The sequence below is a fragment of the Actinomadura luteofluorescens genome (assembly GCF_013409365.1).
Lineage (GTDB): Bacteria > Actinomycetota > Actinomycetes > Streptosporangiales > Streptosporangiaceae > Spirillospora > Spirillospora luteofluorescens.
This window is the reverse complement of sequence record NZ_JACCBA010000001.1, coordinates 8,922,128-8,947,752: the sequence shown is the minus strand read 5'-3', so window position 1 is coordinate 8,947,752 and position 25,625 is coordinate 8,922,128. Positions and strand designations below refer to the sequence as shown.

The 25,625-nt window shown below is 73.2% G+C and carries 22 protein-coding genes; 13 read left to right on the top strand and 9 right to left on the bottom strand.

Annotation, left to right across the window (positions count from 1 at the left end; all coding sequences use genetic code 11):
* Positions 1 to 92 precede the first annotated feature (92 nt).
* On the top strand, positions 93 to 749 hold the full coding sequence (locus BJY14_RS41235; RefSeq protein ID WP_179849958.1) for a response regulator transcription factor: 657 nt from the start codon (positions 93 to 95) through the stop codon (positions 747 to 749).
* Entirely contained in the window at positions 746 to 2,011 is a 1,266-nt protein-coding gene (locus tag BJY14_RS41230; RefSeq protein ID WP_179848546.1) for a sensor histidine kinase, read from the top strand. Before BJY14_RS41235 ends, BJY14_RS41230 begins: the two co-directional genes overlap by 4 nt.
* On the opposite strand, the gene BJY14_RS41225 is transcribed toward BJY14_RS41230, so the two are convergent.
* Both BJY14_RS41225 and BJY14_RS41220 read right to left on the bottom strand, forming a co-directional pair.
* Entirely contained in the window at positions 1,994 to 3,064 is a 1,071-nt protein-coding gene (locus BJY14_RS41225; RefSeq protein WP_179848545.1) for an ABC-2 transporter permease, read from the bottom strand. The two genes, BJY14_RS41230 and BJY14_RS41225, sit on opposite strands and share 18 nt — an antisense overlap.
* A 48-nt stretch (positions 3,065 to 3,112) precedes the next feature.
* Positions 3,113 to 4,066, bottom strand: a complete 954-nt coding sequence (locus BJY14_RS41220; RefSeq protein ID WP_179848544.1) for an anti-sigma factor RsbA family regulatory protein — start codon at positions 4,064 to 4,066, stop codon at positions 3,113 to 3,115.
* Between the two features lie 233 nt (positions 4,067 to 4,299).
* Here BJY14_RS41220 and BJY14_RS41215 point away from each other — a divergent pair, with 233 nt between their 5' ends.
* Positions 4,300 to 4,806 (top strand): mycothiol transferase, encoded by a 507-nt coding sequence (locus BJY14_RS41215; RefSeq protein WP_179848543.1) that lies wholly within the window; start codon positions 4,300 to 4,302, stop codon positions 4,804 to 4,806.
* Here the strand turns inward: BJY14_RS41215 and BJY14_RS41210 are convergent.
* The 5 genes from BJY14_RS41210 to BJY14_RS41190 form a co-directional block, all read right to left on the bottom strand.
* The gene (locus BJY14_RS41210; protein ID WP_312879716.1) at positions 4,779 to 6,113 is read right to left on the bottom strand and encodes a glycosyltransferase family 4 protein; all 1,335 of its coding nucleotides are present in this window, start codon (positions 6,111 to 6,113) and stop codon (positions 4,779 to 4,781) included. The two genes, BJY14_RS41215 and BJY14_RS41210, sit on opposite strands and share 28 nt — an antisense overlap.
* Before the next feature lie 60 nt (positions 6,114 to 6,173).
* Positions 6,174 to 7,367, bottom strand: coding sequence for a L,D-transpeptidase (locus tag BJY14_RS41205; RefSeq protein ID WP_179848542.1), 1,194 nt, complete (start codon positions 7,365 to 7,367; stop codon positions 6,174 to 6,176).
* Between the two features lie 192 nt (positions 7,368 to 7,559).
* The gene (locus BJY14_RS41200; RefSeq protein WP_312879818.1) at positions 7,560 to 8,702 is read right to left on the bottom strand and encodes a L,D-transpeptidase; all 1,143 of its coding nucleotides are present in this window, start codon (positions 8,700 to 8,702) and stop codon (positions 7,560 to 7,562) included.
* A 198-nt stretch (positions 8,703 to 8,900) separates the two neighbouring features.
* A complete protein-coding gene (locus BJY14_RS41195) occupies positions 8,901 to 9,707 on the bottom strand; it encodes a VC0807 family protein (RefSeq protein WP_312879714.1) in 807 nt (268 codons plus the stop codon).
* A gap of 213 nt (positions 9,708 to 9,920) precedes the next feature.
* Positions 9,921 to 10,847, bottom strand: a complete 927-nt coding sequence (locus BJY14_RS41190) for a LysR family transcriptional regulator (protein ID WP_179848540.1) — start codon at positions 10,845 to 10,847, stop codon at positions 9,921 to 9,923.
* A gap of 145 nt (positions 10,848 to 10,992) precedes the next feature.
* Here BJY14_RS41190 and BJY14_RS41185 point away from each other — a divergent pair, with 145 nt between their 5' ends.
* Together BJY14_RS41185 and BJY14_RS41180 are read left to right on the top strand one after the other, a co-directional pair.
* A complete protein-coding gene (locus tag BJY14_RS41185) occupies positions 10,993 to 12,327 on the top strand; it encodes a pyridoxal phosphate-dependent aminotransferase (RefSeq protein WP_179848539.1) in 1,335 nt (444 codons plus the stop codon).
* A 282-nt stretch (positions 12,328 to 12,609) separates the two neighbouring features.
* Positions 12,610 to 13,182 (top strand): hypothetical protein, encoded by a 573-nt coding sequence (locus BJY14_RS41180; protein ID WP_179848538.1) that lies wholly within the window; start codon positions 12,610 to 12,612, stop codon positions 13,180 to 13,182.
* A 27-nt stretch (positions 13,183 to 13,209) separates the two neighbouring features.
* On the opposite strand, the gene BJY14_RS41175 is transcribed toward BJY14_RS41180, so the two are convergent.
* Positions 13,210 to 14,784 (bottom strand): Na+/H+ antiporter, encoded by a 1,575-nt coding sequence (locus BJY14_RS41175; RefSeq protein ID WP_179848537.1) that lies wholly within the window; start codon positions 14,782 to 14,784, stop codon positions 13,210 to 13,212.
* Between the two features lie 221 nt (positions 14,785 to 15,005).
* On the opposite strand from BJY14_RS41175, the gene BJY14_RS41170 reads away from it, so the two are divergent.
* The 6 genes from BJY14_RS41170 (at position 15,006) to BJY14_RS41145 (ending at position 21,620) form a co-directional block, all read left to right on the top strand.
* Positions 15,006 to 15,557: a CGNR zinc finger domain-containing protein gene (locus BJY14_RS41170; RefSeq protein ID WP_179848536.1), complete on the top strand. Its 552-nt coding sequence runs from the start codon at positions 15,006 to 15,008 to the stop codon at positions 15,555 to 15,557.
* Between the two features lie 536 nt (positions 15,558 to 16,093).
* Positions 16,094 to 17,128, top strand: coding sequence for a GDP-mannose 4,6-dehydratase (locus BJY14_RS41165; protein ID WP_179849955.1), 1,035 nt, complete (start codon positions 16,094 to 16,096; stop codon positions 17,126 to 17,128).
* Between the two features lie 32 nt (positions 17,129 to 17,160).
* A complete protein-coding gene (locus BJY14_RS41160; RefSeq protein WP_179848535.1) occupies positions 17,161 to 17,424 on the top strand; it encodes a ubiquitin carboxyl-terminal hydrolase 14 in 264 nt (87 codons plus the stop codon).
* Entirely contained in the window at positions 17,424 to 18,977 is a 1,554-nt protein-coding gene (locus BJY14_RS41155) for an MFS transporter (RefSeq protein ID WP_179848534.1), read from the top strand. Before BJY14_RS41160 ends, BJY14_RS41155 begins: the two co-directional genes overlap by 1 nt.
* An 81-nt stretch (positions 18,978 to 19,058) precedes the next feature.
* Positions 19,059 to 19,937, top strand: coding sequence for a LysR family transcriptional regulator (locus BJY14_RS41150; RefSeq protein ID WP_179848533.1), 879 nt, complete (start codon positions 19,059 to 19,061; stop codon positions 19,935 to 19,937).
* An 87-nt stretch (positions 19,938 to 20,024) separates the two neighbouring features.
* Positions 20,025 to 21,620, top strand: coding sequence for a Na+/H+ antiporter (locus BJY14_RS41145; RefSeq protein ID WP_179848532.1), 1,596 nt, complete (start codon positions 20,025 to 20,027; stop codon positions 21,618 to 21,620).
* Between the two features lie 55 nt (positions 21,621 to 21,675).
* Here BJY14_RS41145 and BJY14_RS41140 read toward each other — a convergent pair whose 3' ends face one another.
* Positions 21,676 to 22,590, bottom strand: a complete 915-nt coding sequence (locus BJY14_RS41140) for an Lrp/AsnC family transcriptional regulator (protein ID WP_179848531.1) — start codon at positions 22,588 to 22,590, stop codon at positions 21,676 to 21,678.
* Positions 22,591 to 23,306: 716 nt separating this feature from the next.
* On the opposite strand from BJY14_RS41140, the gene BJY14_RS41135 reads away from it, so the two are divergent.
* Both BJY14_RS41135 and BJY14_RS41130 read left to right on the top strand, forming a co-directional pair.
* Positions 23,307 to 24,743, top strand: coding sequence for a GuaB1 family IMP dehydrogenase-related protein (locus BJY14_RS41135; RefSeq protein WP_179848530.1), 1,437 nt, complete (start codon positions 23,307 to 23,309; stop codon positions 24,741 to 24,743).
* 137 nt (positions 24,744 to 24,880) lie between these two features.
* Positions 24,881 to 25,513 (top strand): hypothetical protein, encoded by a 633-nt coding sequence (locus BJY14_RS41130; protein ID WP_179848529.1) that lies wholly within the window; start codon positions 24,881 to 24,883, stop codon positions 25,511 to 25,513.
* The last annotated feature ends 112 nt before the right edge of the window (positions 25,514 to 25,625 follow it).

Below are 25,625 nucleotides of genomic sequence, written 5' to 3'. Positions count from 1 at the left end.
TCGCGTTACGCCGGCGTTACGCCGCCTCCCCGAAGCTGGGGCGGCGGGACGCGCCGGGGGGCGGGTCCGGAGGAGCGGCAGGGGTGGCGGACGTGCGGGTACTGATCGCCGAGGACGAGCGGATGCTCGCCGACTCGATCGCCGAGGGGCTGCGGGCGGAGGCCCTCGCCGTGGACGTGGTCTACGACGGGGACGCCGCGCTGGAGCGGCTCGGCGTCCACGACTACGACGTGCTCGTCCTGGACCGGGACCTGCCGGTCGTGCACGGCGACGACGTGTGCCGCGCGGTGGTGGAGTCCGGCGCGCTCGTGCGGGTGCTGATGCTCACCGCCGCCGTCACCGTCCCGGCCCGGGTCGACGGGCTGCGCATCGGCGCCGACGACTACCTCACCAAGCCGTTCGCGTTCGAGGAGCTGGTCGCCCGGATCCTCGCGCTCGGACGGCGGGCCCGCCCGGCGGCGCCGCCATCGCTGGAGCGCGCCGGGATCTCGCTCGACCCGTCCCGCCAGGAGGTGTACCGGGACGGCCGGTACGTGCACCTGGCGCGCAAGGAGTTCGGGCTGCTGGCCGAGCTGCTGCGCGCGGACGGGACGATCGTGTCCGCCGAGCGGCTGCTGGAGAAGGTGTGGGACGAGCACACCGACCCGTTCACCAACACCGTCCGGGTGACGCTGATGAAGCTGCGCCGCAAGCTCGGCGACCCCCCGGTCATCGAGACCGTCCCGGGAGTGGGGTACAGGATTCCATGAGCGCTGCGAGGACCCCGAGGTTCGGCGACCGGCTGCGGCCGACGATCCGGCTGCGGCTGACGATCCTCTACACGGGCCTGTTCCTGGGGGCGGGGATCGTGCTGCTCGGCCTGACCTACCTTCTCGTGCAGAACAACCTGCAGAGGCAGGGGGATCCGTCGCAGGACCGCGTCTTCGCGGCCGCGGGTCCCGCGGTGAAGGGTGAGGCGCCGATGCCCGGCGAGGCGTCGGAGCTGACCGTGCAGAGGGTGCAGGGCGCGCTGATCAAGGGGCGCGAGGACTACCAGCGGGAGACCCTCAACGCGCTGCTCACCCAGGGCGGGATCGCGCTCGCGCTGGTGGGCGCGGCCGGGCTCGGCTTCGGCTGGCTGCTCGCCGACCGGGCGCTGCGGCCCGTACACGCGATCACCGAGACCGCGCGGCGCGTCGCGCGCAGCCACGACCTCACCGAGCGGATCGCCTACGAGGGCCCGCGCGACGACGTCAAGGAGCTGGCCGACACCTTCGACACCATGCTCGGCCGGCTGGCGCGGGCGTTCGACGGGCAGCGCCGGTTCGTCGCGAACGCCTCGCACGAGCTGCGCACCCCCCTCGCCATCAACCGGACGCTGATCGACGTGGCGCTGCGGCGCCCGGACGCCACCGGCGACGTCAGGCGGCTCGGCGAGTCGCTGCTGGTCGTCAACGGCAGGCACGAGCGGCTCATCGACGGGCTGCTCACGCTCGCCGGGACCGAGAACGTCGTGGCCGACACCGGGCCGCTGGACCTGGCGGACGTCGCCGGGCACGTGCTGCGGCAGGCCGCCCCCGAGGCGCGGGCCCGCGGCGTGACCGCGGACCGGCTCCTCGGCCCGGCCCCCACCAGCGGCGACCCGGTGCTGGTGGAGCGCCTCGTGCAGAACCTGGTGGAGAACGCGATCCGGCACAACCGCGACGGCGGCGAGGTGCGGGTCGCCACCCGGGGCCGGGACGGCTGGGCCGAGCTCACCGTCGCCAACACCGGTCCGGTGGTCCCCGCCTACGAGGTCGAGACGATCTTCGAGCCGTTCCGGCGGCTCGGCAACGACCGGGTGCGCTCCGACCGCGGCGCGGGCCTCGGACTGTCGATCGTCCGGGCGACCGCGACGGCCCACGGCGGCGCGGTGACCGCGGCGCCGCGCCCGGAGGGCGGCCTCGTCGTGACCGTCCGCCTGCCGGGCCGGGCCGGCGACCCGTTGGATGCCGTGCCCGCCGCAGGGGCCTCGTCAACCGCCCCCGGCTGAGGCGGTCCCCACGGTCGAGGCGGACGCTCGCGGGCGCAGCGCGGACACCGCCAGGGCGACGGCCGTCCCTACGAGGGCCCACCCGGCCAGCACCCACAGCGCGTGCGCCGTGGCGTTGCCGGAGAAGTAGACGGTGTTGCGGACGGCCGTCGTGGCCGCGCCCGTCGGCAGCCAGCCGCCGATCGCGCGCCAGAACGGCGGCAGCAGCGCGAGCGGGTAGGCGCCGCCGGCGCTGGGGTTGCCGAGCACGACGAACAGCAGGATCGCCAGGCCGATCCCGACGAGCCCGAACAGCGTCTGGAGCGCGGCGGTGGCGGCCGCCGCCGCGAAGACCACGAGCGCCCCGATCCCCCACACCGGGAAGAAGTGGCCCGGCAGCGCGCCGAGGACGGGACCGGCGACGAGGGCGCCGCCGAGCCCCGACACGACCGCGTACAGGGCGAGCGCCCCCAGCCGGATGACCGTGCGGCGCGCGTTCGCCGGGCGGGCGCCGCCCGCCACCGCGAGGATCGCCGCCGCCAGGTAGCCGCCCACGACCCAGCCGATGACGAGGTAGAAGGAGGACAGGCCCCGGCCGTCCTTGGGGCCGGGCGGACGGATGTCGACGACCGTCACCCGCCGGCCCTGGGCGGTCTCCAGCCGGTGCGCGACATCGGTGGCGGTGCCGGCGAGCGCCGGCCCGGCGGCGGAGGCGACCAGCAGCGTGTCGGTGCCGCCGCGCGGATCCACGATGATCGCCGCGTCGACGTCCCGGCGCAGGATGTCCCGGCGGGCCTGCTGCTCGCCTGGGGCCGTGCGGGCCTCCAGCGGCCGGCCCTGCAGCGCGTTCACCTGCGCGACGGCCTGTCCCGCCACCGCGGGCGGCGCGACCACCGCGACGGGGATGCGGTGCGGGGTCGGTGAATGGAACGCGCCGATGTAGGACAGGATGAACCCGAGCTGCAGCAGAAGGACCCCGGTGATCAGGGCGAACGCGCGCAGCGTCACCGCGTCGCGGAGTTCGGCCGCGAACCCGCGGTCGGGCGGCCGCCGGTCGGGCGCGCGAGTGCTCATGCCGGTCGCCTACCCATTCGGCGGCCCGCTAGCTGCGCGAACGCGCGGTCAGGCACCGGCGCCGGCCTCGGTGTCGCGCAGGGTGGGAGTGTGCAGCCGGATCGTGGTGCCGCCGGGACCGGACCGCACGTCGAGATGGTCGCAGATCTGCCGGGCGAGCCAGATGCCGTCGCCCGGTCGCGGGTCGAGCAGGGGCGGGTGCAGGCCGATGAAGGGGTCGAGGGACGCGGTGGCGGGCAGGTCGACGTCGCAGACGACCTCCCCGGGCCGTCCCCACAGCGCGACGCTCGGGCGGCGGCCCCCGGCGCCGGGCACCCCGGTGAGCAGCTCGCCGACCGCCGCCGCGAAGATCATCAGGCGTTCCCCGGCCAGCCCGAGCAGCACGGTCTCCAGCACGACGGTGTGCCGCATCCGGCCGAGGTCGCCGGTGAACGCCACGGTGACGGCGTCGTCCGGCCGGGCGGCCAGCGGCGCCGCCCGGCCGCGCACGAACGCGACGGGCTCGGTGTACCCGGGACTCGCGGCCACCTCGGTCCCGTCCACCATGTGCGGGTGGGTGCGCAGGGCGTTGCCGACGATCTCCGGTTCGAGGGTGCGGGCGTCGTAGGGGCAGACCATGTGGATGCCGGTGCCGGCCAGTACCGCGTTGAGGGCGGAGTCCATGCACTCCCACGCCTCGACCTGCCGGGCCGACCGTCCCGCCCACACGGGCTCGGCGATGATGCGGACGCGCGCGGCGCCGGGATGCCGGTGCCGGTAGCCGGTGAACGCGGCGACGCGCTGCGGCGGGCGGCGGCCGAAGAACGCGGACTCGGCGTAGTCGACGTTGCGGGCGTGCCGCCCGAGGGCGGTCTGCACCAGGCTCAGGTTGACGGGCGTCGTGGTCACCAGGACCGGCTCCTCACGCCGGAGCCCCTCGTCGATGAACGGGACCGCCATCCGTAAGAAGTCGTCGTCGCTGGAGTAGACGCAGCCTTGGTGCACGAACGTGGAGCCGTTCACCTCCGGTCCCCCTCTTCCAACGGCATCGGTGCGTGCCGTTACGCCGTGGCAGCGCGGCGCGCCCCGCCAGGCGGAGGCGTCGCCGCGGCAGATGACCCCCCGGTCGACTACAGCAAGGATCGTATCGATCACAGTGAGTATCAAGCGGAACGCCGGAATCCCCCTGATGCCACGTCCGGATGCCGGTGGGTCCCGGCCTGAAACCCGGGCCGGATCAAGGTAGCGTCGGATCAATGACCAGTGCTGAACTGCTCACCGACGCGTTCGACCGGATCCAGCAGGTCGTCCACCGGGCCGTCGGGGGCCTCGACGGGCCGCGGCTCGCCCGCCGGCCCGCCGAGGGCGCCAACTCGATCGCGTGGCTCGTATGGCACCTCACCCGCATCCAGGACGACCACGTCGCGGGCGTCGCCGGCACCGACCAGGTGTGGACGCGGGACGGCTGGGCCGACCGCTTCGCGCTTCCGTTCGACGCGTCCGACACCGGATACGGCCACACCCCGGACGACGTCGCCGCCGTCCAGGTGGACTCGGCGGACCTGCTCACGGGCTACCACGACGCCGTGCACGACCGGACCGTCCAGTACCTGTCCGGGCTGACCGACGCCGACCTGCCCCGGATCGTCGACCGGGCCTGGGATCCGCCGGTCACGCTGGCGGTCCGGCTGGTCAGCGTGGTCTCCGACGACCTTCAGCACGCGGGCCAGGCCGCCTACGTCCGCGGCCTGCTCACGGGCTGACCCGCGGCCCGCCCGCCCGCGCACCGGGGCGTGACGGGGGCGAGGTCGCGGATCAGGCGGGACCACCGGGGGCCGATGCGGTCCAGGTGGTGGGCCCGCGACGACCGCAGGGCCGCCTCGCCCAGCCGGTCCCGCAGGCCGGGGTCCTCGATCACCGCGCGGAGCGCCGCGGTGAGCGCGTCCTCGTCCCCGGCGGGGACGAGCAGCCCGTCGCGGCCGTGGGCGATCACCTCGGCCGGCCCGGTGGGGCAGTCGAACGCCACGACCGCCAGGCCCATGCCCATGGCCTCGATGACGACCATGGGCATGCCCTCGCGGCGCGACGACAGCGCGTAGACCGACGCCCGCTCCATCTCCGCGTGCAGGTCGCGGGTGCGCGGGCGCACCTCGGCCCGCCCGCCGAGGCCGAGGTCGTCGATCAGCGCGCGGAGCCGGTCGCGCCGGGGCCCGCCGCCGAAGACGCGCAGGGTCCAGTCCGGGTGCTCGGCGGCGATCGGCACGAACGCGCGCAGGAGCACGTCGAAGCCCTTGGCGTGGACGAGGCGCCCGGCCGCCAGGACGACCTTGTGCACGCGCCGGGACGGTCGCGGCGGCAAGGGGGGCGCGGCGTTCGGGATCCGGACGACGCGCACGGCGGACCCCGCGAGCGCGGCCTCGTACTCGGCGCGGTCCGCCTCGGTGAGCGTGGTGACGGCGGTGAGCCGGCGGTAGGCGCGGACGATCTGCCGGCGGAGCGCGGGCCGGTAGGCGCCGAGATGCATGTGGTCCTGGCCGATCGTCGCGACCCCGGCCGGCGCCAGCTCGGCCGCCAGCAGGTTGAGGGACGGCCTGGTCCCGATGAGCACGTCGGGCGGCGCCGCTCGCCAGAGCGCGTGCCGCAGCAGGCACACGTCCGTCCAGAGGCTCATGTGGCGGAACGACGCCTCGTCCGCCGGTGTCAGGATGCTGGGCAGTTTGGTCAGGAAACGGGCCGCGCGTCCCTTGGGGGCCAGGCCGTCGTCGGCGTAGGTGACCGTGACATCGGCGGGCAGGACGAAGAACGGCCTCCTGCTCCGCTTCAGCACGCTGACGATCTCGACGTCGTGGTCGCGGGCCAGATGGCCGCACAGGTTCAGCACCGTGCGGATCGTCCCGCCGGTCCCGTGCGCGTTCTGCAGCAGGACGCGGACGCGGATCCGGTCACCGGGCGGCGGGAGACGCCTTCGCCGCAGCGGGCGCAGCACGCAGAGCGCCGCGCGGCGCAGGACGCGATGCGCCCTGCGCCGAACGCGGCGCCGCAGTCGCAGCGGGTGCGCTGGCTCGTTCACCGGGTCCCCGATCGCCGACGGCCGTGTCCGGGCCGTTCCCGGGGCGGGGCCCGGTCATCGTCAGCCCGTGGTCACGGTTCGGTCGAGGGCGCTGCCCTTCACCCACCGGTCCCACGACATCTGGTAGTAGCTCCAGCCGTTCATCGGGTCCAGCTTGCGCTTGGTGCCGGTGATGATCACCGGGTCGCCGCGGTAGGACCACTGGTAGTACCAGCGGGCGGCGGCGGGCGGGGAGTTGAGGCAGCCGTGGCTGACGTTCTGGCGGCCCTGCGCCCAGGTCGTGGCGGCCATCGAGTGGATGTACTCGCCGCTGTTGGAGATCCGCACCGCGTGCGGGATGACCTCCTTGTAGCCGCCGTTGGCCTTGTCGTCGGGCTTGACCCCCATCCACTCCGACGTCATGATCGCCGGATTCTCCTTGCCCATGGTCAGGTGGATGCCGCTGGTGGTCAGGTAGGTGTCGACGCCGTTGACGACGCGGCCGCCCTTGCCGGCGCTGATCCCCCAGCTGCGGATCTTCTTGCCGTTCTTGGTGGCGACGAGCTTGTGCGTCTTGGTGCTGACCTTGACCATGTGCTCGTCGCCGATGCGGAACCCGCGGGTCACGTCCGACACGCCGTAGGTCCTCTTGCCCGACCTCACCCCGGCCAGCTTGGCGGTGAAGGTCACCTGCTGGTTCGGCGCCCACCAGGTCCCGTTCTTCGTACGGAAGATCACCGTGGTGTCGTTCGTCCAGAACCAGGCGCCGGTGGCGGGCGTGGTCGACTTGACCTGCAGGGCGCTCTCGACGGCCTTCTTGTCGGCCACCGGGCGGTTGAAGGTCACCTGGATCGGCATGCCGACGCCGACCTTCTCGTTCTTGTTCGGGGTGATGTCGACGATGCTCAGCTCGCTCGCGGCCTTGAGCGTGGCGAACGCGGCGTTGACGGTCGCCGTCTTGCCCTTGGGGCTCTTGGCGACCGCGGTGACCTGGTACTTGGCGCCGGGTCGCAGCGTGCGCGACTTCCAGCTGGTCTTGTCGGCGGCCATCGCGCCGTCCACGGGCTTGCCCTTGAGCGTGACCGCGACCTGTTCGAGCGTCCCGCCCGCGGCCGTGACCACGACGCCGTCCTCGGGCTTGGCCTTCGTGTTGCCGTTGCCCGGGTTGATCGTCACCTGCGGGACCGTCGCGTCGCCCTTCTCCCCGACGGTGACGCCCGAATCCTTCTCTCCCCCGCTGCAGGCCGTCGTGAAGAGGAGGACGACCCCCGCCATTCCCGCGCCAGCCCGAACCCCTGCGGAAACCCTCCGCTGCACCCTTGACCTCCAGAACCCGCCGTCTACCAGAGTGACATTAGCGACAAAAGTCGTCGATCATGCCATGTCCCAGGGTTTTTGCAGGTGCCTGAGATCAAAGCGTTGTACGACGAAGGTTTCGTCGGCCTCTTCCCGTCGGAGACGACCGTCTCAACGGAGCGCACTGCCCTGCCGCCACTTGTCGAAGGACAGCTGCCAGACGCTCCAGCCGTTGTCCCACTCGACCTCGCGGTCGGTCCCGGTCAGGTCGATCACGTCACCGCGCTGCATGACGTCGTAGAACCACTTGGCGTCGGCCGGGCTGACGTTCAGGCAGCCGTGGCTGACGTTCGCCGAACCCTGCGAGCCGACCGACCAGGGCGCCGAGTGCACGTACTCGCCGCTGTTGGAGAAGCGGACCGCGTAGTTCACGACGGTCTTGTAGTAGCCCGCGTCCCCCTCCTTGCGTCCGGGGGACGTCATCGTGACGGGGTTGCCCTTCTCCATCAGCAGGTGGACGCCGCTGGTGGTGGTGAACTCCCGCGTCTCGCCGTTGCCGGCACTGAACGGGACGGTGCGCAGCTTCTTGCCGTCCCGCGTCACCGTCATGCGGTGGTCGCCGATGTCGCCGGTGGTGATCTGCGCGGCGCCGATGCTGATCGTCGCCCGCGCGTCCTTGGCCCCGTAGACGCCGCCGCCCGCGTTCACCCCGGCGAGGTCCGCCTGGAAGCGGACCGTCTGGTGCGGCTGCCAGTACGTCTTCGTCCGGTAGATGACCTGGTCGGAGCCGACCCAGCGCCACGCGCCCTCGACCGGCTTGTCCGGGCTGACGCGCAGCGTCCGCTCCACGGCGGCCCTGTCGGTGACCGGCCGGTTGAACCGGACGAAGATCGGCATGCCGACCCCGACCTTCTCCCCGGTGAGGTTCGGCGTGACGTCCGTGATCGACAGCGTCTCGGCGGGCTTCAGGGTCGTGAACGAGCTGGTGACCGTGCGGGCCTTGCCGCCTTCGCCGGCCTGGGCCGTGACCGTGTAGGAGGTCCCGGGGGTGAGCGTGCGGGCGGACCTCCACGTCTTGTGGCCGTCCCCGTACTTCCCGGAGATCGCGGCGCCCGCGCCCTGGACGGTGACGTCGCGCAGCTTCGCGCCGGAGGCCTTGACCTCGATCGTGCCGTCCGGCTTGACCTGGGCGGTCCCGTTCGCCGGCGTGATCGTCACGGTCGTGTCCGACCCGCCCGAGGCGAGCCTGCCCTCGCCCCCGATCGAGCAGCCGGTCACGAGCAGCGCCAGCGCTCCCGTCCCGCCGGCCACCACAGGTCCCAACCGACCCTTTGTCACCACTGACTCCCCCAACCTCAAACATTCACCCCGTGTAGGTGAAATCTATCTAAGGATGGAGACGCCCTGAATCACGCCCGGGTTCGGACATGAGCGAAGATTCGCTGCTCAGAGAGGGCCAGAGGAGGGCAGAGAAGGACAAAAGGGGGACCGGGGGCGGCGGTCAGGCGCCGGTCAGGCGCCGGCCGCGGGGGCGGCGGCGGCCGCGGGGGCGGCGGCGGCCGCGGGCTCGCGGTTCACGTGACGCACCACACGCTTGAAGCCCCAGACCGAGACCGCGATGCCGATCGCGCCCAGCCCCGCGACGATGCCGGTGCGGATCCACAGGTACATGCTGATCGACTCGTTGAAGAGCATCCAGAGGCTGACGCCCACGTTCGTGAGCAGCACCGCCGACCACAGCAGCGAGATGCGCAGGAAGAACTGGTGGACCCGGGCGTTCTTGTAGAACGCGTCGGGGATCGGCGCCATGTCCTTGGCGAGCTTCATCGCGAGCGGCCGCCGGAGCGGCACCGAGGCGAGGAAGGCGATGCTGACGGCGAGCGTGCCGAGGGTCGGCTGGAGGAAGTAGATGACGGCGCTGTGCGTCGCGGCGGCGAGGGCCGCGCGGACGGTCACCCCGACCGCGGCGAGCATGAGCATCCCCGACACCGGGTGGCCGCGCACGTACCGGTAGACGATCCCGCCGTAGACCCAGGCGACGGCGGCGACGAGCGCGCCGTTCAGGCCGAGGACCATGAGAGCGGCGTAGAACACCGCGACGGGGGCGATGACCCCCTCGATGAAGCGCGGGAGGGCGTGCATCAGCAGCGCGGTCACCCGCGGCAGTTCGAAGATGTGGTGGCCGCCCGCGTGCCCGTGCCCGTCCTGCGGCTTCGGTGCCCGCACGAGGCCGGGTGGTTCTTCCGCGGTCATGGTCGCCGGTCGTTCCATCGAGCGCTGCGCTCCCCGATCGGTGTACATGGTCTCGGATGTGCTCACGATTCGCCCCACCGTACGTGATGATCCGCGCGCGTTCGTCCGGTTTCGAGGGATTCGTCCCCGCGCGGCCTTTCCCCTGTTAGTTCGGCCCCGATGCCCCTGCGGTGCGAATCAAGGCCGGATGCGGCCATGCCCGAACACGTTCTCCACGGCTTATTTCCGAGTTTCGGCAGAGGTCACAAGGGACTTCTTCCGGGTATCCCCAAAGCCTTTTCAGGACTCGGGCGCGGTGGGCTGCACCTCTTTCGCGGCCGCGTAGATCGCGCGGAGCGTGACCGCCACGGACGGCCTGCGTACGCTGGCGGTGCGAGTCACGGCGTAGACCTCCCGGGCCAGCGCGCATTCGGGGATGCGGCGGACCGCCACGCCCTGGTCGCCGGCGGCCAGCGCCAGCGCGGGCACCGCGGTGATTCCGATTCCGCGGGCCACGAGGCTCAGGATCGTGTGGAGGCCTTCGAACTCCCATGGTACAGGACGGGCGCCGCCGACCGTGTCCAGAAGCCGCTCGACGGCCTGCCGGGACGGTTCCCCTGCCGGCGCCGCCATCCACGGCTCCTCGCGCAGCTGCTGGAGGTCGACCGGCCGGCCCGGCTGGGACATGGGGTGGGTGTCCGGGACGACCAGGACGAGGGGGTCGCGGCGCAGGTGGAAGAACTCCAGCGCGGCGGGCGCCTGGTCGGGGACCTTGCCCGTCCAGTCGTCGATCAGCGCGATGTCGACCTCGCCGCTCTGCACCTGGCGGATGCCCGCGCCGGGCGCGGTCTGCCGCAGCACGAACGTGAGCCCGGGGTGGTCGCCGAGGCTCTGCGCCAGCGCGGGGGCGAAGGCGACGGCCGCGGTCGGGAACGCGGTGACCACGATCCGGCCCGTGGGCGCGTCGGCCTGGGCCGACAGCTCCGCCTCGGCCGTCTCCACGAGGCCGAGGATCTCCTCGGCGCGCTCGGCGAGGCGGCGCCCGGCGTCGGTCAGCTCCGCGCTGCGCGCCGTCCGGTCCAGCAGCGGGACGCGGGCCTCCCGTTCGAGGGCGGCCAGTTGCTGGGAGACCGCGGAGGGCGTGTAGCCGAGGGCGGCGGCCGTGGCCGCGATGCTGCCGCGGCGGGCGAATTCGGCGAGCAGCCGCAAGCGGCGCAGCTCTAGCATCAGCCCATCTTACGGTCAGCATCGCTGAGACTCGCTTGTAATGATGCTCGGCTCGGGCAAGAGTTAGGCGAACCCGGCCGGGTCGCCACACACGGGGATTCCACGATTACCCACCGTGAATCAGCCATGCCCTTTTGGAGTGCTCATGCCCCATAACCAGCCCTCAGCCGTCCGGCCGCTCTCGTTCGAGCCGCGCCGGGTCCCTCTGTCCGCCACGCTCGCGGTCAACGAGGCCATAGCCCGCAAGCGCAGGCAGGGTGAACGCGTGCTCCCCCTCGGCTTCGGGGAAGCCGGGATACCCATACATCCCGCCCTGACCCGCGAGCTCGGCGCGGCCGCGGGCCGGGGTGGTTACGGGCCGGTCGCCGGGTCGGCCGCGCTGCGCGCCGCCGCGGCGGGGTACTGGGCCCGCCGCGGGCTGCCCACCGACCCGGCCACGGTCGTCGCGGGCCCCGGCAGCAAGCCGCTGCTGTTCGCCCTGCTGACCGCGCTGGGCGGCGACGTCGTCGTGGCCGCCCCGAGCTGGGTGAGCTACGCGGCGCAGGCCTCGCTGGCGGGAGTGGACCCGATCCGGGTGGCGACCCCGCCCGGCGAGGGCGGCGTCCCGAGCCCGGCGCTGCTGGCCGACGCGGTGGTGCGGGCCCGCGCCCGGGGCCGCGACGTGCGGGCCGTCGTGGTGACGCTGCCGGACAACCCGACGGGGACCATCGCCTCCGAGGCCACCGTGAGGCGGCTGTGCGCGGTCGCGCGCGAGCAGGATCTGGTCGTCATCTCCGACGAGATCTACCGGGACCTGGTGCACGCCCCGGGCGGGACGGTCCCGAGCCCGGCGCAGTACGCGCCCGAGCGGACCGTCGTGACGACCGCGCTGAGCAAGAGCCTGGCGGCCGGCGGATGGCGGATCGGGGTGGCCCGGCTGCCGGACGGGCCGTTCGGCCGGGCGCTGCGCGACAGCCTGCTCGGGGTGGCCAGCGAGATCTGGTCCAGCGCCCCGGCCCCGATGCAGCACGCCGCCGCGTTCGCGTTCGCCGAGCCCCCCGAGCTGGTCGAGCACGTCGACCGCAGCAGGCGCCTGCACGCCGCCGTCACCGGCGCGGTCGCCGACCGCTTCGCCGCGGCCGGCGCGCGGGTCGCGCGGCCGGAAGCGGCCTTCTATCTCTACCCCGACTTCGGCCCGATGCGGGACGAGCTGGAAGCCGACCACGGCATCCGCACGGCCGCCGACCTCACGCACCTTCTTCTGGAGCGCTACGGAGTGGGCGTCCTGCCTGGGAGCTCGTTCGGGGACGCCCCGTCGGCGCTGCGCATGCGGGTGGCACCGAGCCTGCTCTACGGAGAGGACGACGAGCAGCGCCTCGCGGCGCTGGCCTCCCCCGCCCCGGCCTCCCTGCCGTGGATCGCGGGGGCCCTGGACCGGCTGAGCGAGGTGCTCGCCGACCTGTCGGCGAGCGTCACGGTGGGTGAGCCGGCGCTCGCCTGAGGGGGGACACGGTCCGCGGGCCGCCCGGCAACCGGGCGGCCCGCGGACCGCTGCGTGAGGCGCCGGGCGCGCACCGTCACAGCATCGCGACCGGGCCGGGAAAAGGATCTGCGCCCGGCCCGACCGGCCTGTATAAGCGTGGTGTAAGGTCCAACGACGCACGGGGCGAACGTCGCGAATCGACCAGCGGCAGGCCATCGGGGGTCCTGTCCGCCCAGCCCGTGGTAGATCCAGGACGAGCGCGAAGTCACGCGGTGATGGAAGAAGGCGAGGGGGCCCGCCATGAGGCATGCACGGGACGGGGCTGCCGCGGCGATGAGCGCCGCTTCCAGGATTCTGGTCGCGCGGGGCAAGAACGAGCCCCAGGAGATGGAGAACCCCGACGTCGCCTGGGGGCAGCGCGCCCGTGACGGAGTGTGGGTGCCGACCAGGGACGGGCAGCGGATCCACCTCGGCATCGACGTCGCGGCGGCCGACACCGTCGCCCAGGTGCTGCGCCCGAGCCTGCGGGTGTTCGTCGGCGTCGACGTCGACACCGACATCGTCGCGCAGACCACGGCCGGCGGGGTGCGCCTGCTCACGGTGATCCACGGCCCCGACGCGCCCACGGAGTTCCGGTTCGCGGTCTCCCTGGCCGACGGGCTCGCGCTGGAGTCGATGCCGTCCGGCGGCTACGACGTCGTGCACCTGCGGTACGGCGCCACGGTGGGGCGGCTCTACAACCCGTGGTCGAGCGACTCGATGTTCCGCCAGGTGAAGGCGGACTACGCGCTGGACGGATCGGCGGTCACGATGCGCATCCAGCACACCGACGCCTACTACCCCGTCGTCGCCGACCCCCACTACGAGCGCTGACGCCCCGCCGGAGCGGCGACTCCGGGTTCATGAGGGCGGCCTCTTCACCACCACGGGGTCCTCGAAGTCCAGTTCCCGCCCGATCTCGCGGAGCGTCTCGGCGCCGATCCTTCCCTTGCGGTAGAGCACCTGGAGCCTGGCGCGCTGCGCACCGACCAGCTCGGTGCGGACGTACCGGCTGTCCGGCGGGCGGGGACCCTCCGCTCCCTCCCGGTCCAGGAAGTAACGGACGCGTTCGAGCCGCAGTTCGAGCATCTGCCGGAACGCCTCCGCCGTCTGGTCGTCGACGTCCTCCTCCTCGACGAGCTCGTCCAGCCGGGTCAGGGCCGCCTGGAGCCCCGCCTTGCGGGCGAGCATCGACTCCGCGCGCCGCCGCTCCGGCTCGATCAGCCCGAGGCGGCGCAGCAGGAACGGCAGGAGCGGCGCCTGCCCGACCAGCGTGACCAGCACGACGAGGGCGGCGAGCAGGACCAGCAGCCCGCGCTCGGCCCCCAGCCCGATGGGCAGCGACAGCGCGATGGCCAGCGAGATCGCGCCGCGCATGCCGCCGAGGCCGATGACGAGCCGCTCCCGCAGGCCGAGGCCCGCCTGGCTGCGCCGGCCGCCGGGCACGAGCCGGGCGAGCGGGGCGTTGCCGAGCTGCCAGAGCAGCCGGGCGGCGATCGCCACGGCCGACACCGCGAGCGCGACCGCCACCACCGTGCCCCAGGTCCGGCCGCCCGGCGCGCGCACGATCTCCCGGATCTCCAGACCGAGCAGGACGAACAGCGCCGACTCCAGCAGGAAGGTGAGGATCCGCCAGAACGTCGTGCCGGCGAGCCGCGAGGCGGGCTGCAGGAAGCCCTCCCCGTGCGTGCCGATGGAGAACCCCGCGACGACCGTCGCGAGCACGCCGGACGCGCCGAACCGGTCCGCGGGGACGAACGCGACGTAGGGCGTGATGAGGGAGACGATGATCTGGCTGACCGGGTCGCTGATCCAGCGCCGGACGCGGCGGACCACGATGCCGACGACCAGCCCGTAGGCCACGCCGCCGAGCACGATCTGGGCCACCCGGGCCGCGCCGTGCGCCACGGTGAAGTCAGTGCCGAGCGCCTCGACCGCCAGCCCGAAGATCGTCAGCGCGGCGCCATCGTTGATCAGGCTCTCGCCCTCCAGGATGGTGACCATCCGCGGCGGCGCGCCCAGCCGCTGCATCACCGACGTCGCCGCCACCGGGTCGGTGGGCGACACCGCCGCGCCGAAGGCCAGCGCGGCGGCCAAGCCGACGTCCGGCACCAGGGCGTGCAGCGTCGCGGCCACCGCGACGGTCGTGACGGTGGTCAGGCCGAACGCCAGGGCGAAGATGGGCACGGCGTCGGCGCGGGCCTCGCGCGGGGCGGTGAAGAACGCCGCGTGGTAGAGCAGCGGCGGCAGGAATCCGAGCAGCACCACCTCGGGCGGGACGACGACCGCGGGGAGCGCCGGCACGAACCCGGCCGCCATGCCGAGCAGGACGAGCACGATGGCGTCCGGCACGCGCAGCCGCCCGGCCAGCCCGCGGGCCAGCAGGACCACGACGGCGACGGCCAGGAAGACGATGAAGAGCCGGTCCTCCTCCACGGCGATGGTCCTTGCCTGAAAGCGGCGGGGTAGTCGCGGGACCCGGCCACGCGATGGAACGTTCCGCTCGAATCTCGGCGCCGTGGGCGCCAGCGTGTCCTGGCGGGGTGGGCGCCGACGTGCACCGTCCCCGTCATATGGTGGGGGCCACGGGCCGCGTTCCGGCCCCGGCGACGCAGCCGGGCACCCGACCGCCCGGGTCCCCCGAGACTGGAGTCATCGTGATCTTCACTCATGACACCGAGCACGCGCTCGCCGTCGTCGTCGACCTGATCAACACGAGCGCGGCGGCGTCCGGCGCGGAGGAGCTCGGCGGGCTGCCCGGCCTGCGCGACTTCGTGGACCGCAACGCGTTCAGCGACGTGGGCGACCTCACCGAGGCCGACCTTTCCCGCGTGCGGGAGCTGCGCGGCCGCTTCCACGCGGTGTTCCGCTCCGGGGACGTCCCCTCCGCCGTGCGGCGGATCAACGAGATCGTCGGTGAGGTCCGCACCACGCCGCACCTGACCGACCACGACGGCTACCACTGGCACGTGCACTTCTTCGCGCCGGGCGCGCCTCTCGGAGAGCACCTGGCCGCCGACTGCGGCATGGCGCTGGCCTACGTGGTCGCGGCGGGCGAACTGGACCGGCTGCGCACCTGCGAGGCGCCGGACTGCTCACGCGTCCTGGTCGACCTGTCCCGCAACCGCTGCCGCCGCTACTGCGACAGCCGCACCTGCGGCAACCGCATGCACGTCGCCGCCTACCGCGCCCGCCAGCGCGCGGGTTGATCGCAGTATTGATTGCAGTGTTCTGGTGTCGGGCGCCTGGGGGCGCCCGACACCAGAACACTGCGGGCGATCGCTGCATCGCTCCGGCTCGCCCAGGGGCTCGCTGCGCGATCAGTTTCTCGCAGGCTCGAAACTGCCTTCGGACGCGATCGCGAGCCTCCGGTCGTCGCGGGATCAGCGAACGATCAGTGCGGATGGTCGGTGCGGGCGGCTCGCCTTGTTGGACGCCGCGACCAGTACCGGCCAGTCTGCGGCGGTAGGCGGCGGCCGGCTCTCCTCGCGCCGGGTGATCTTCGGTGACGTGCGGCGCCCGTTCGGCGGGGCGGCCGCGCGTCCGGCTAGGTGTACTTGGCCATGACGTGTATCGGCGTGGGCCCTCCGGTGGGGCGGCGGGCGAACCAGAAGGGAATTCGGTTCAAACGGTGCCCTCCCTCGTCATGGACGTGGCCTGGTCGGTAACCTCATAAATCACGCTCGCTGCGGGTTTCGGCCCGTGACGGGCCCGCGTCGGACCTATTTCAGCCATGGAGGATCCGCTGTCCAGGCGAGCACTCATCACCGGCATCACCGGACAGGACGGCTCGTATCTGGCCGAGCATCTGCTTGAGCTGGGATACGAGGTCTGGGGCCTGGTGCGGGGGCAGGCGAACCCCCATGTGTCGCGGCTGCGCAAGCACATCGGCGACGTGCAGATCACCACCGGGGACCTGCTGGATCAGGGCAGCCTGATCTCGGCGGTCGAGCGGGTGCGGCCCGACGAGGTCTACAACCTGGGCGCGATCTCCTACGTGCCGATGTCGTGGCAGCAGGCCGAGCTGACCGCCGAGGTCACCGGGATGGGCGTGCTGCGCATGCTGGAGGCGATCCGGGTGGTGTCGGGGATCAGCCCGTCCCGCACGCCCGGCGACGGGCAGATCCGCTTCTACCAGGCGTCGTCCTCAGAGATGTTCGGGATGGTGCGCGAGACGCCGCAGAACGAGAAGACCCCGTTCCATCCGCGCAGCCCCTACGGGGTGGCGAAGAGCTACGGGCACTACATCACGCAGAACTACCGCGAGTCCTACGGGATGTTCGCGGTGAGCGGGATCCTGTTCAACCACGAGTCGCCGCGCCGGGGCGCCGAGTTCGTGACGCGGAAGGTGTCGCTGGGCGCCGCCCGCATCAAGCTGGGCCTGGCCACCGAGCTGCGTCTCGGCAACCTGGACGCCCGCCGCGACTGGGGCTACGCGGGCGACTACGCCCGCGCGATGCGCATGATGCTGGCGCAGGACTCCCCGGAGGACTACGTCATCGGGACCGGCCAGACCCAGTCGGTGCGGGAACTGGTGGAGTTCGCGTTCCGCACCGCGGGCCTGGACTGGCAGGACCACGTCGTCCTGGACGCCAAGTACACGCGCCCGGCCGAGGTCGACCTGCTGTGCGCCGACCCGAAGAAGGCCCGCGAGCAGCTGGGGTGGGAGCCCGAGGTGACCTTCGAGGGGCTGGTGACCATGATGGTCGAGTCGGACCTGCGGCTGCTGTCGGGGTCCGCTCGTCCCGAGGACGAGCCGTTCAGCCCCGATCATTGGTAATCCGGTTACCACGGCCGTGGCACGATTCAGGTATGGCCACATGTGAGCACGTGCAGTCCCTCCCGGCGGAGGATCCGTCCCCGAACACCCCCCAGGGGTGCGAGGACTGCCTTCGCGAGGGCACACGCTGGGTCCACCTGCGGCTCTGCCTGAGCTGCGGGCATGTCGGATGCTGCGACTCCTCGCCCAGACGGCACGCCAGCGCGCACTTCGACAAGGAACGGCACCCGGTCGTCCGGTCGTTCGAGCCGGGCGAGGACTGGCGCTGGTGCTTCGTCGACCAGCTGATCGTCTGATGCCGGACGTCCGACTGGGCACCGGCCCCGGGCGCTGGATCCTGCTGGCGACGGTGCTCGGGTCGAGCGTGGCGTTCCTCGACTCCACCGTCGTGAACGTGGCGCTGCCCCGGCTCGCCCGCGACCTGAACGCCGACATGGCCGGGCTGCAGTGGACGGTGAACGCCTACACGCTCACGCTCGCGGGGTTCATCCTGCTGGGCGGCTCCCTCGGGGACCGGTTCGGGCGCCGCAGGATCTTCCTCGTCGGCGTGGTGTGGTTCGCGGTCGCCTCGGTGCTGTGCGGCGTGGCGCCGAACGTCGGGACGCTGGTCGTCGCGCGGGCGCTGCAGGGCGTGGGCGGGGCGCTGCTCACCCCGGGCTCGCTGGCGATCATCCAGGCGTCGTTCGCGGCCGACGACCGCCCGCGCGCGGTCGGCGCCTGGTCGGGACTCGGCGGCGTCGCCGGCGCGATCGGCCCGTTCGTGGGCGGCTGGCTGGTGGAGGCGGCCGGATGGCGGTGGGTGTTCCTGCTGAACGTGCCGCTCGCCGCCGTCGTGGTGCTGGTCGCGGTCCGGCACGTCCCGGAGAGCGTCGACCCGCGGGCCCACGGACGCTTCGACGTGTCCGGCGCGGCCCTGGCGGCGCTGGCCCTGGCGGGGACGACGTACGCGCTGACCGAGGCGCCGGGCGGGGGCGCGCCCGCGCCCGTCATCGCCGCCGCCGCGATCGCGGGCCTGGCGGCCGCCGTCGCGTTCGTGCTGCTCGAACGCCTGCGCGGGCGCCGGGCGCGCGCGGCCGAGAAGGCGACGCAGCCGATGCTGCCGCTGGACGTGTTCGCCTCGCGGCAGTTCTCGGCCGTCAACGTCGTCACGTTCATCATGTACGGCGGGATGGGCGTGATGTTCTTCCTGTTCGTCCTGAACCTCCAGGTCGTCACCGGGTTCTCGCCCATCGCGGCCGGGACCGCGCTGCTGCCGGTCACCGTGCTGATGCTGCTGCTGTCGGCGCGGGCGGGCGCGCTCGCGCAGAAGATCGGCCCGCGGCTGCCGATGACCGTCGGGCTGGTGGTGGCGGCCCTCGGGATGCTCCTGGTGGGCCGGATCGGCGCGAACGCCTCCTACGTCCGGGACGTCCTGCCAGCCGTGGTGGTGTTCGGGCTGGGCCTGGCGGCGGTGGTCGCGCCGCTGACCGCCACGGTCCTCGCCACCGCGGACGTCCGCCACGCGGGGGTGGCCAGCGGCGTCAACAACGCGGTGGCGCGCGCCGCCGGGCTGCTGGCGGTGGCGGCGATCCCGCCGCTGGCGGGGCTGACGGGCGACGCCTTCGACAATCCCGCCGTCTTCTCGCACGGGTTCCGGCTGGCGATGATCACGTGTGCCGCGCTCCTGGCGGCGGGGGCCGTGCTGTCCTTCCTCACCGTCGGCGACGACGCGCTGCGCACGCCGTCCGGGGAACCGGTCGAGCCGGAATGCCGGCGCCAGTGCGGGGTCGGCGCGCCGCAGCTGCAGCCCGAGCCGGAGACCGTCCCGGCCGAGCACGCCGGCAGGGCCTCGCCCGAGACCGGGGGCTGATCACCGGACCGGTCCACTGATTCCCGGTCCGAATCCGGCTATGTCCAGGACCGGAGCGGTTCGTTGGCATACGGTCGGTGCATGAATCTGCGGCAGCTGCGCTATGTCGTGGCGACCGCCGACCATGGCACGATGACGTCGGCGGCCCAAGCCCTCTACGTGGCCCAGCCCGCGCTGTCGCGGGCAGTGCGCGAACTGGAGCGCGAGCTCGGCCTGGAGCTGTTCGCCCGGTCGGGCCGCGGCGTCGTCCTCACCCCCGTCGGGGAGCAGGTCGTCCGGCAGGCCCGGGCGGCGCTGGACGCGGTCGACGCGATCGAGGGGCTGGCGGTCACGCGGGCCGACGGGCGCGGCGCGGAGCTGCGCATCGCCGTCACCGCGTCGCTGGAACCGGAGCTGACCGGCGGGCTCATCCCCCGCTTCGCGCGCGACCAGCCGGCCGTGCGGATCCGGGTGGTGCGCTGCGCCGACCGCGACCAGATCTCGGCGGTGCTGCGCGGGGGCCGCGCCGACCTGGCGCTGACCGACCTGCCCGTCCCCGGCGACATGACCGCGCACCCGTTCGAGCAGCGCGAGGTGGTGCTGATCTCCCCGCCCGCGCTGAAGGTCCGCGAGCCGGTGCCGCCGGCCGCGCTGGACGGGATGCGGCTCGTCCTGCCCGCCCGCGGCAGCGCCCGCCGCGCGGAGATCGACACGATGCTGCGGCGGATCGGCGCGCGGCCGGTCGCCGCGGTGGAGTCCGACGAGCGCGGCGCCTGGCTCGGCTGGGTCCGCGCGGGCCGGGGCTCCTTACTCTGGTACCGCAACCAGCTCGACGACACCGAAGGGGTGACGGTCCGCTCGTTCATGCCGCCGCTCACCCGCATGATCGGCCTCGTGCACGCGCACCGCCGGCTGCCGCCCGCCGCCCGCGACTTCCTGACGTTCGCCAAGCAGACGCCCCGCGACCACCACGCCCGCTGACCGCGCCCGCCGGCCGCCCCTCCCTCACCGCTGCTGCCCCGCCGCCCTCGCGACGCCGGTCCCGCCCGGTCATGGCATGATTCGGCGGTGGGAACGACGCACGCACTCTGGCTGCTGGCCATACCGGTCGGCGCACTCATGGTGGCCGCGGGGGCGCGCCGCATCGGCCTGTCCGCTCCGCTGGTCCTGGTGATCGCGGGGCTCGCCTTCTCCTTCGTCCCCGGCATGCCGGAGTTCGAACTCGATCCCGAGTTCGTGCTGTTCGTGTTCCTGCCGCCGCTGCTGTTCTCCGCGGCGTGGAACAGCTCGTTCACGAACCTGCGCCAGAACGTCTGGTCCATCGGCCTGCTGTCGGTCGGGCTGGTACTGTTCACGACCTTCGCCGTGGGATACGTCGCGCACCTGATCGTTCCCGATCTGCCGCTGGCCGCGGCGTTCGTGCTCGGCGCGATCGTGGCGCCGCCGGACGCGGTCGCCGCGGTGAGCATCGCGCAGCGCCTCGGCCTGCCGCGCCGGACGGTGACGGTCCTGGTCGGGGAGAGCCTGTTCAACGACGCGACGGCGCTGACCGCGTTCCGGGTGGCGCTGATCGCGGCGACGGGCGCGGGGTTCACCCTCCTGGACGGCGTGGGGCGCTTCCTGTTCGCCGCCGTCGTGGGCGCGGCGGTCGGGCTGCTGCTCGGGCCGCCGCTGCACTGGCTGCGGACCCGGCTGAACGACCCGCTGGTGGAGAACGGCGTCGCGCTGGTGGCGCCGTTCGCCGCCTACCTCATCGCCGAGAGCGTGCACGCCTCCGGGGTGATCGCCGTGGTGGTCAGCGGGCTCTACCTGGGCAACCGGGAGACCCAGTCCGCCGCGGTGACCCGGCTGATCGGGCACTCCTTCTGGAAGGTCATGGTCTTCCTCCTGGAGTCGGTGGTCTTCCTGCTGATCGGCCTGCAACTGCCCCCGATCGTCGACGAGCTGTCGGGGCGGAGCTGGCAGGAGCTGGCCTGGTGGGCGACCGCGGTGTTCGCCGTGACGGTCGCGGCCCGGTTCGTGTGGGTGTTCCCCGCCTCCCAGGTCCCGCGGCTGCTGTCGCGGCGGGAGCGCGCGCTGCCGAACGTGGGCTGGCGCGGCCTGGTCGTGGTGTCGTGGGCGGGGATGCGCGGGGTGGTCTCGCTCGCCGCCGCCTTCGCGGTCCCGTTCGTCGCCTCGGGCGACCGGCCGTTCCCGGGCCGCGACCTGATCCTGTTCCTGACGTTCACCACCGTCCTCGGGACGCTGCTGGTCCAGGGGCTGACGTTCCCCGCGCTGATCCGCGCGCTCCGCATCGGCGGGGACCGGGAGCGCTACGCCGACACCGTCGCCCTGGCGGGTGCGCAGCACGCCGCCGCGCAGGCCGCGCTGGAGCGCCTGGAGGAGCTGAACGCCGAGGAGCGGCTCGACGCGTCGGTGGTGGAGCGGCTCCGGCAGCTCGCCGAGCACCGGCAGCTGCGCGCCTGGGAGCGGCTCGGGGGCGGGACGGGCCCGGAGGGCGAGGAGGTGCCGACGGCGACGTACCGGCGCCTGCGGCGGGAGATGCTCATGGCCGAGCGCCGCGTCTTCGTGCGGATGCGGGACGAGCGGCGCATCGACGACGAGGTCCTGAGCCGCGTCATGCACGAGCTGGACCTGGAGGAGGTCGCCCTCAGCCGCGACTAGCGGCCCGCACCCGCGCCCCGGCCACGTCGCGCGGTGGCCGGGGCGTCGGGAGCGGTCAGACCGCCCCGTTGAGGGGCTGCTCGGGCAGCTGGACGGCGTAGGACTCCTTCACCACGTCGAGGTGGTGCCAGGACTCCCTCACCGTCACCCCGGTCACCGACCGGATGGCGTCGAACACGGCCACCAGCTCGGCGCGGGAGGCCGCCTCGACCTGCCCGACGATGTCGTAGCGGCCGAATCCGGTCGCCAGGTAGCGGACGCCGTCCTGAGCGGCGACCGCGTCGGCGACCTTGCGCAGCCCGCCCGTCACCACCAGACCGAACCCGCCGAGCTCCGCGGCGCCGAGCGCCAGGGGGTCGGCGAGGCCGGTCACCTGGATGACGCCCGTGCGCATGAGCCTGACCACCCGGGCCCGGGTGGCGGCCTGCGAGAGGCCGATGACGTGCGCGAGCCGGGTGTAGGGGGCGCGGCCGTCGCGCTGCAGCTCGTGCAGCAGCCGCCAGTCGATGTCGTCGAGGGTGACCTCGCCGAGCTCGCGCACCACCGCGTGCGTGTCGCGCACGGTGGACACCGACCGGAACACCTCGGCCGCGCGGACTCCCGCGACGGACCTGATGTGGTCCACCTCGGCGGCGAGCGCGGCGTCGTCGCGGGTGCGCACCTGGGCGACCAGGTCGTACGGCCCCGCGGTCAGCGCGGTGAAGCTGACCGCGGCGCGCTCGGCGACGGACTCGGCCACCTCCCTCGCCGAGCCCGCCACGGTGACCGACACGTGCCCGATCGCCTCCGCGCCGACGACGGCGGCGTGCACGATGCCGACGACGCGGACGACCTGGGTTTCGAGAAGGTGCTGCACCCGTGCCCGCACCGCCGTGCGGGAAAGCCCGACGCGATCGGCCAGCGCCTGGAACGTCGCCCTGCCATCCCGCTGGAGCTCGCGGACGAGCACGGCGTCGACCGCATCCAGCACGGCTCTCCTCCTCGACATGTGATGAATCGTTTTGCCAGCAACTGCAAGATCATTCCATTTCAGGACGGTATGACGTCAAATATGATCTTGCTCGTGTTCGCCCTGCCCGGCGGCCGTCGAAGCGTCGGTGACCGGTTCCGGGCGGTGACGTTTCAAATGCCGCACAAACCTGTCCGAAAGCGCAACGCGTCCGCGTCCGCGCCGCGCGTGCGGCGCGACACGAACCGGAGGGGGACGCGCCGGACGGCCGTGGCCGCACCGGCGGTCGCCGCCCGGCCGGGGCGGCCCGCGGCGCGGGCGGGCATGGCCGACCGGGTCCACGTGCGTGACCTGCATGCGCTTCTCCCGGTTTCTTCTGACCCACCCCCTACGGCGGATCCGCCGTCCGCGCGAGGCACATGTAAGAAAAGTGCATCGGGGGCGCAGTTACGTCAAGAGGTAACTTTACAGAGAGCCAAGCCTCACGTTGCACCGTTTTCCACCAGGTGCACGGGCCCACTTTCGTTATCCCTGCAAGGAGGTGGGAAGACGGGCGGAGACGACACTCGACGCCCTCCGGGGACACAGTGTCATCACCCCTGGTCACGGGCTCTGCCCGCGATGGCGGAGGCGTTCCGGAACGTCCGGCCGGCGGCCTTGGCGGGAGCACGGCCGGGTATGACTGACAATGTACGGTGGCCCAGCCACTGCGAACGCGATTGGTGTGTAGTACTGCCGTGCACCTGCTGAACGGTGAGCGTTCCGCTCACGACCTCACCTACAACGACGTCTTCATGGTCCCCCGCCGTTCCTCGGTGGGGTCGCGCCTGGAGGTCGATCTGGCCGCCTCGGACGGCAGCGGGACCACGATCCCGCTCGTGGTCGCCAACATGACGGCCGTGTCCGGCCGCCGGATGGCCGAGACCGCCGCCCGGCGCGGCGGCGTCGCGGTGCTCCCGCAGGACATCCCGGTCGACGTCGTCGCCGAGGTCATCGAGTGGGTCAAGGGCCGCGACCTGGTCGTGGACACCGCCATCCGGCTGGATCCGTCCAGCACGGCGGGCGACGCGCTGGCGCTGCTGCCCAAGCGGGCCCACAACGCGGTGATCGTCGTCGAGGACGACCGTCCGGTGGGCGTCGTCACCGAGGCCGACTGCATGGGCGTGGACCGGTTCGCCCAGCTCCGAGACATCATGTCCCGCGACCTGGTCACGCTGCCCGCCGGCGTCGACCCGCGGGAGGCGTTCAACCGGCTGCACGAGCGCGGCCACCGCCTCGCCCCCGTCGTGGACGCCGAGGGCCGCCTCGCCGGCGTCCTCACCCGCACCGGCGCGCTGCGCGCCACGCTCTACCGGCCGGCCGTGGACGCCCGGGGCCGGCTGCGCGTCGCGGCGGCGGTCGGCGTGAACGGCGACGTCGCCGGCAAGGCCAAGGCGCTGCTGGAGGCGGGCGCCGACCTGCTCGTCGTCGACACCGCGCACGGCCACCAGGACAAGATGATCAGCGCACTCGCCGCGGTCCGGGCGCTGGACCCCGCCGTCCCGGTCGTCGCCGGGAACGTGGTGACCGCCGAGGGCACCCGCGACCTGATCGAGGCGGGCGCCAACATCGTCAAGGTCGGCGTGGGCCCCGGCGCGATGTGCACCACCCGCATGATGACGGGCGTCGGCCGCCCGCAGTTCTCCGCGGTTCTGGAGTGCGCGGCCGAGGCGCGCCGGCTCGGCCGCCACGTGTGGGCGGACGGCGGCGTCCGGCATCCGCGCGACGTCGCGCTGGCTCTCGCGGCGGGCGCCGCGAACGTGATGGTGGGCTCGTGGTTCGCCGGCACCTACGAGTCGCCGGGCGACCTGCAGCGGGCCGCGGACGGGCGGCTCTACAAGGAGAGCTTCGGCATGGCGTCCGCCCGGGCGGTGCGGCTGCGCACCGCCGAGGACTCCCCCTTCGACCGGGCCCGCAAGGCCCTGTTCGAGGAGGGCATCTCCACCTCCCGGATGTTCCTGGACCCGCAGCGGCCCGGCGTGGAGGACCTGATCGACTCGATCGTGGCGGGGCTGCGCAGCTCGTGCACCTACGCGGGCGCGCGGACCCTGGAGGAGTTCCACGAGCGCGCCGTGATCGGGATCCAGAGCCCGTCCGGCTACGCCGAGGGCAAGCCGCTGTCCAGCAGCTGGTAAAGGGCGCCCCCTCCGCACCGCCGGACGCCGCCGCTTTTCGCGACACGCCGCCGCCTTCGCCCCCTGATCAGCTCGCTGACCTGCACTCTCTTACGTCGGGAACGGAGAGGGGTCTCCGTCCCTGAAGGGGGCGCACCATGGTCGACGGCGGGCCGATCGGGGCCGGGGCGCGGCCGCTGCCGGCGGATGCGCCGGGCCCGGCGGTCCGGGACCGCGAGCGGGAGCGCCGGGCGCGGGAGGCGGCGCTGCGGGGGCTGGCCGAGGCGCTGCTGATCGCCGCGGTGTCCCCGGCCCTGCCGGGCATCGCGCACCTGCGGGCCGGGCGCGTGCGGCTCGGGACGGCGCTGCTGGCCGTCCAGGCGCTGGCGCTGACCACGGCGGCCCTGGCGGCCGGGCACGGCCGCCCGCTCCTGACGCAGGCGGCGGCGCGGCCCGCGTGGCTGGCGGCGCTGACGGCCGGCTGCGTGCTCGTCGCGGCCCTGTGGGCGGGGCTGATCGTCCACTCCTACACCGTGCTGCTCCCGGACGGGCTCTCGCCGCTGTGGCGGCTCGCGGGCGGCACCACCGTCGCGGTCTTCTGCCTGCTGGTGATCGTTCCGCCGTTGACGGCCGCCCACGCACTGGTTCCCTGCCCACTACGTGATCATCAGTACGGGTCCCCTAAGGGCGGTGGATTCACTATCCTGACGATCTGCACCAAAGGCCACACCCGCTCGCATGCGATCGACTCTTACGCAACCTTTGCCCGGTTCGACGCGTCCATAATGTGAGCCGAGGCTTAATTCACTGTGGGTGGGAATCGGAGCGTACATGGGTCGGTCGCCGAGTGGGCGTGCCCGGAACAGGGACGATGAGGGTACCTCCGGCGGAGCCGGGGGCCTT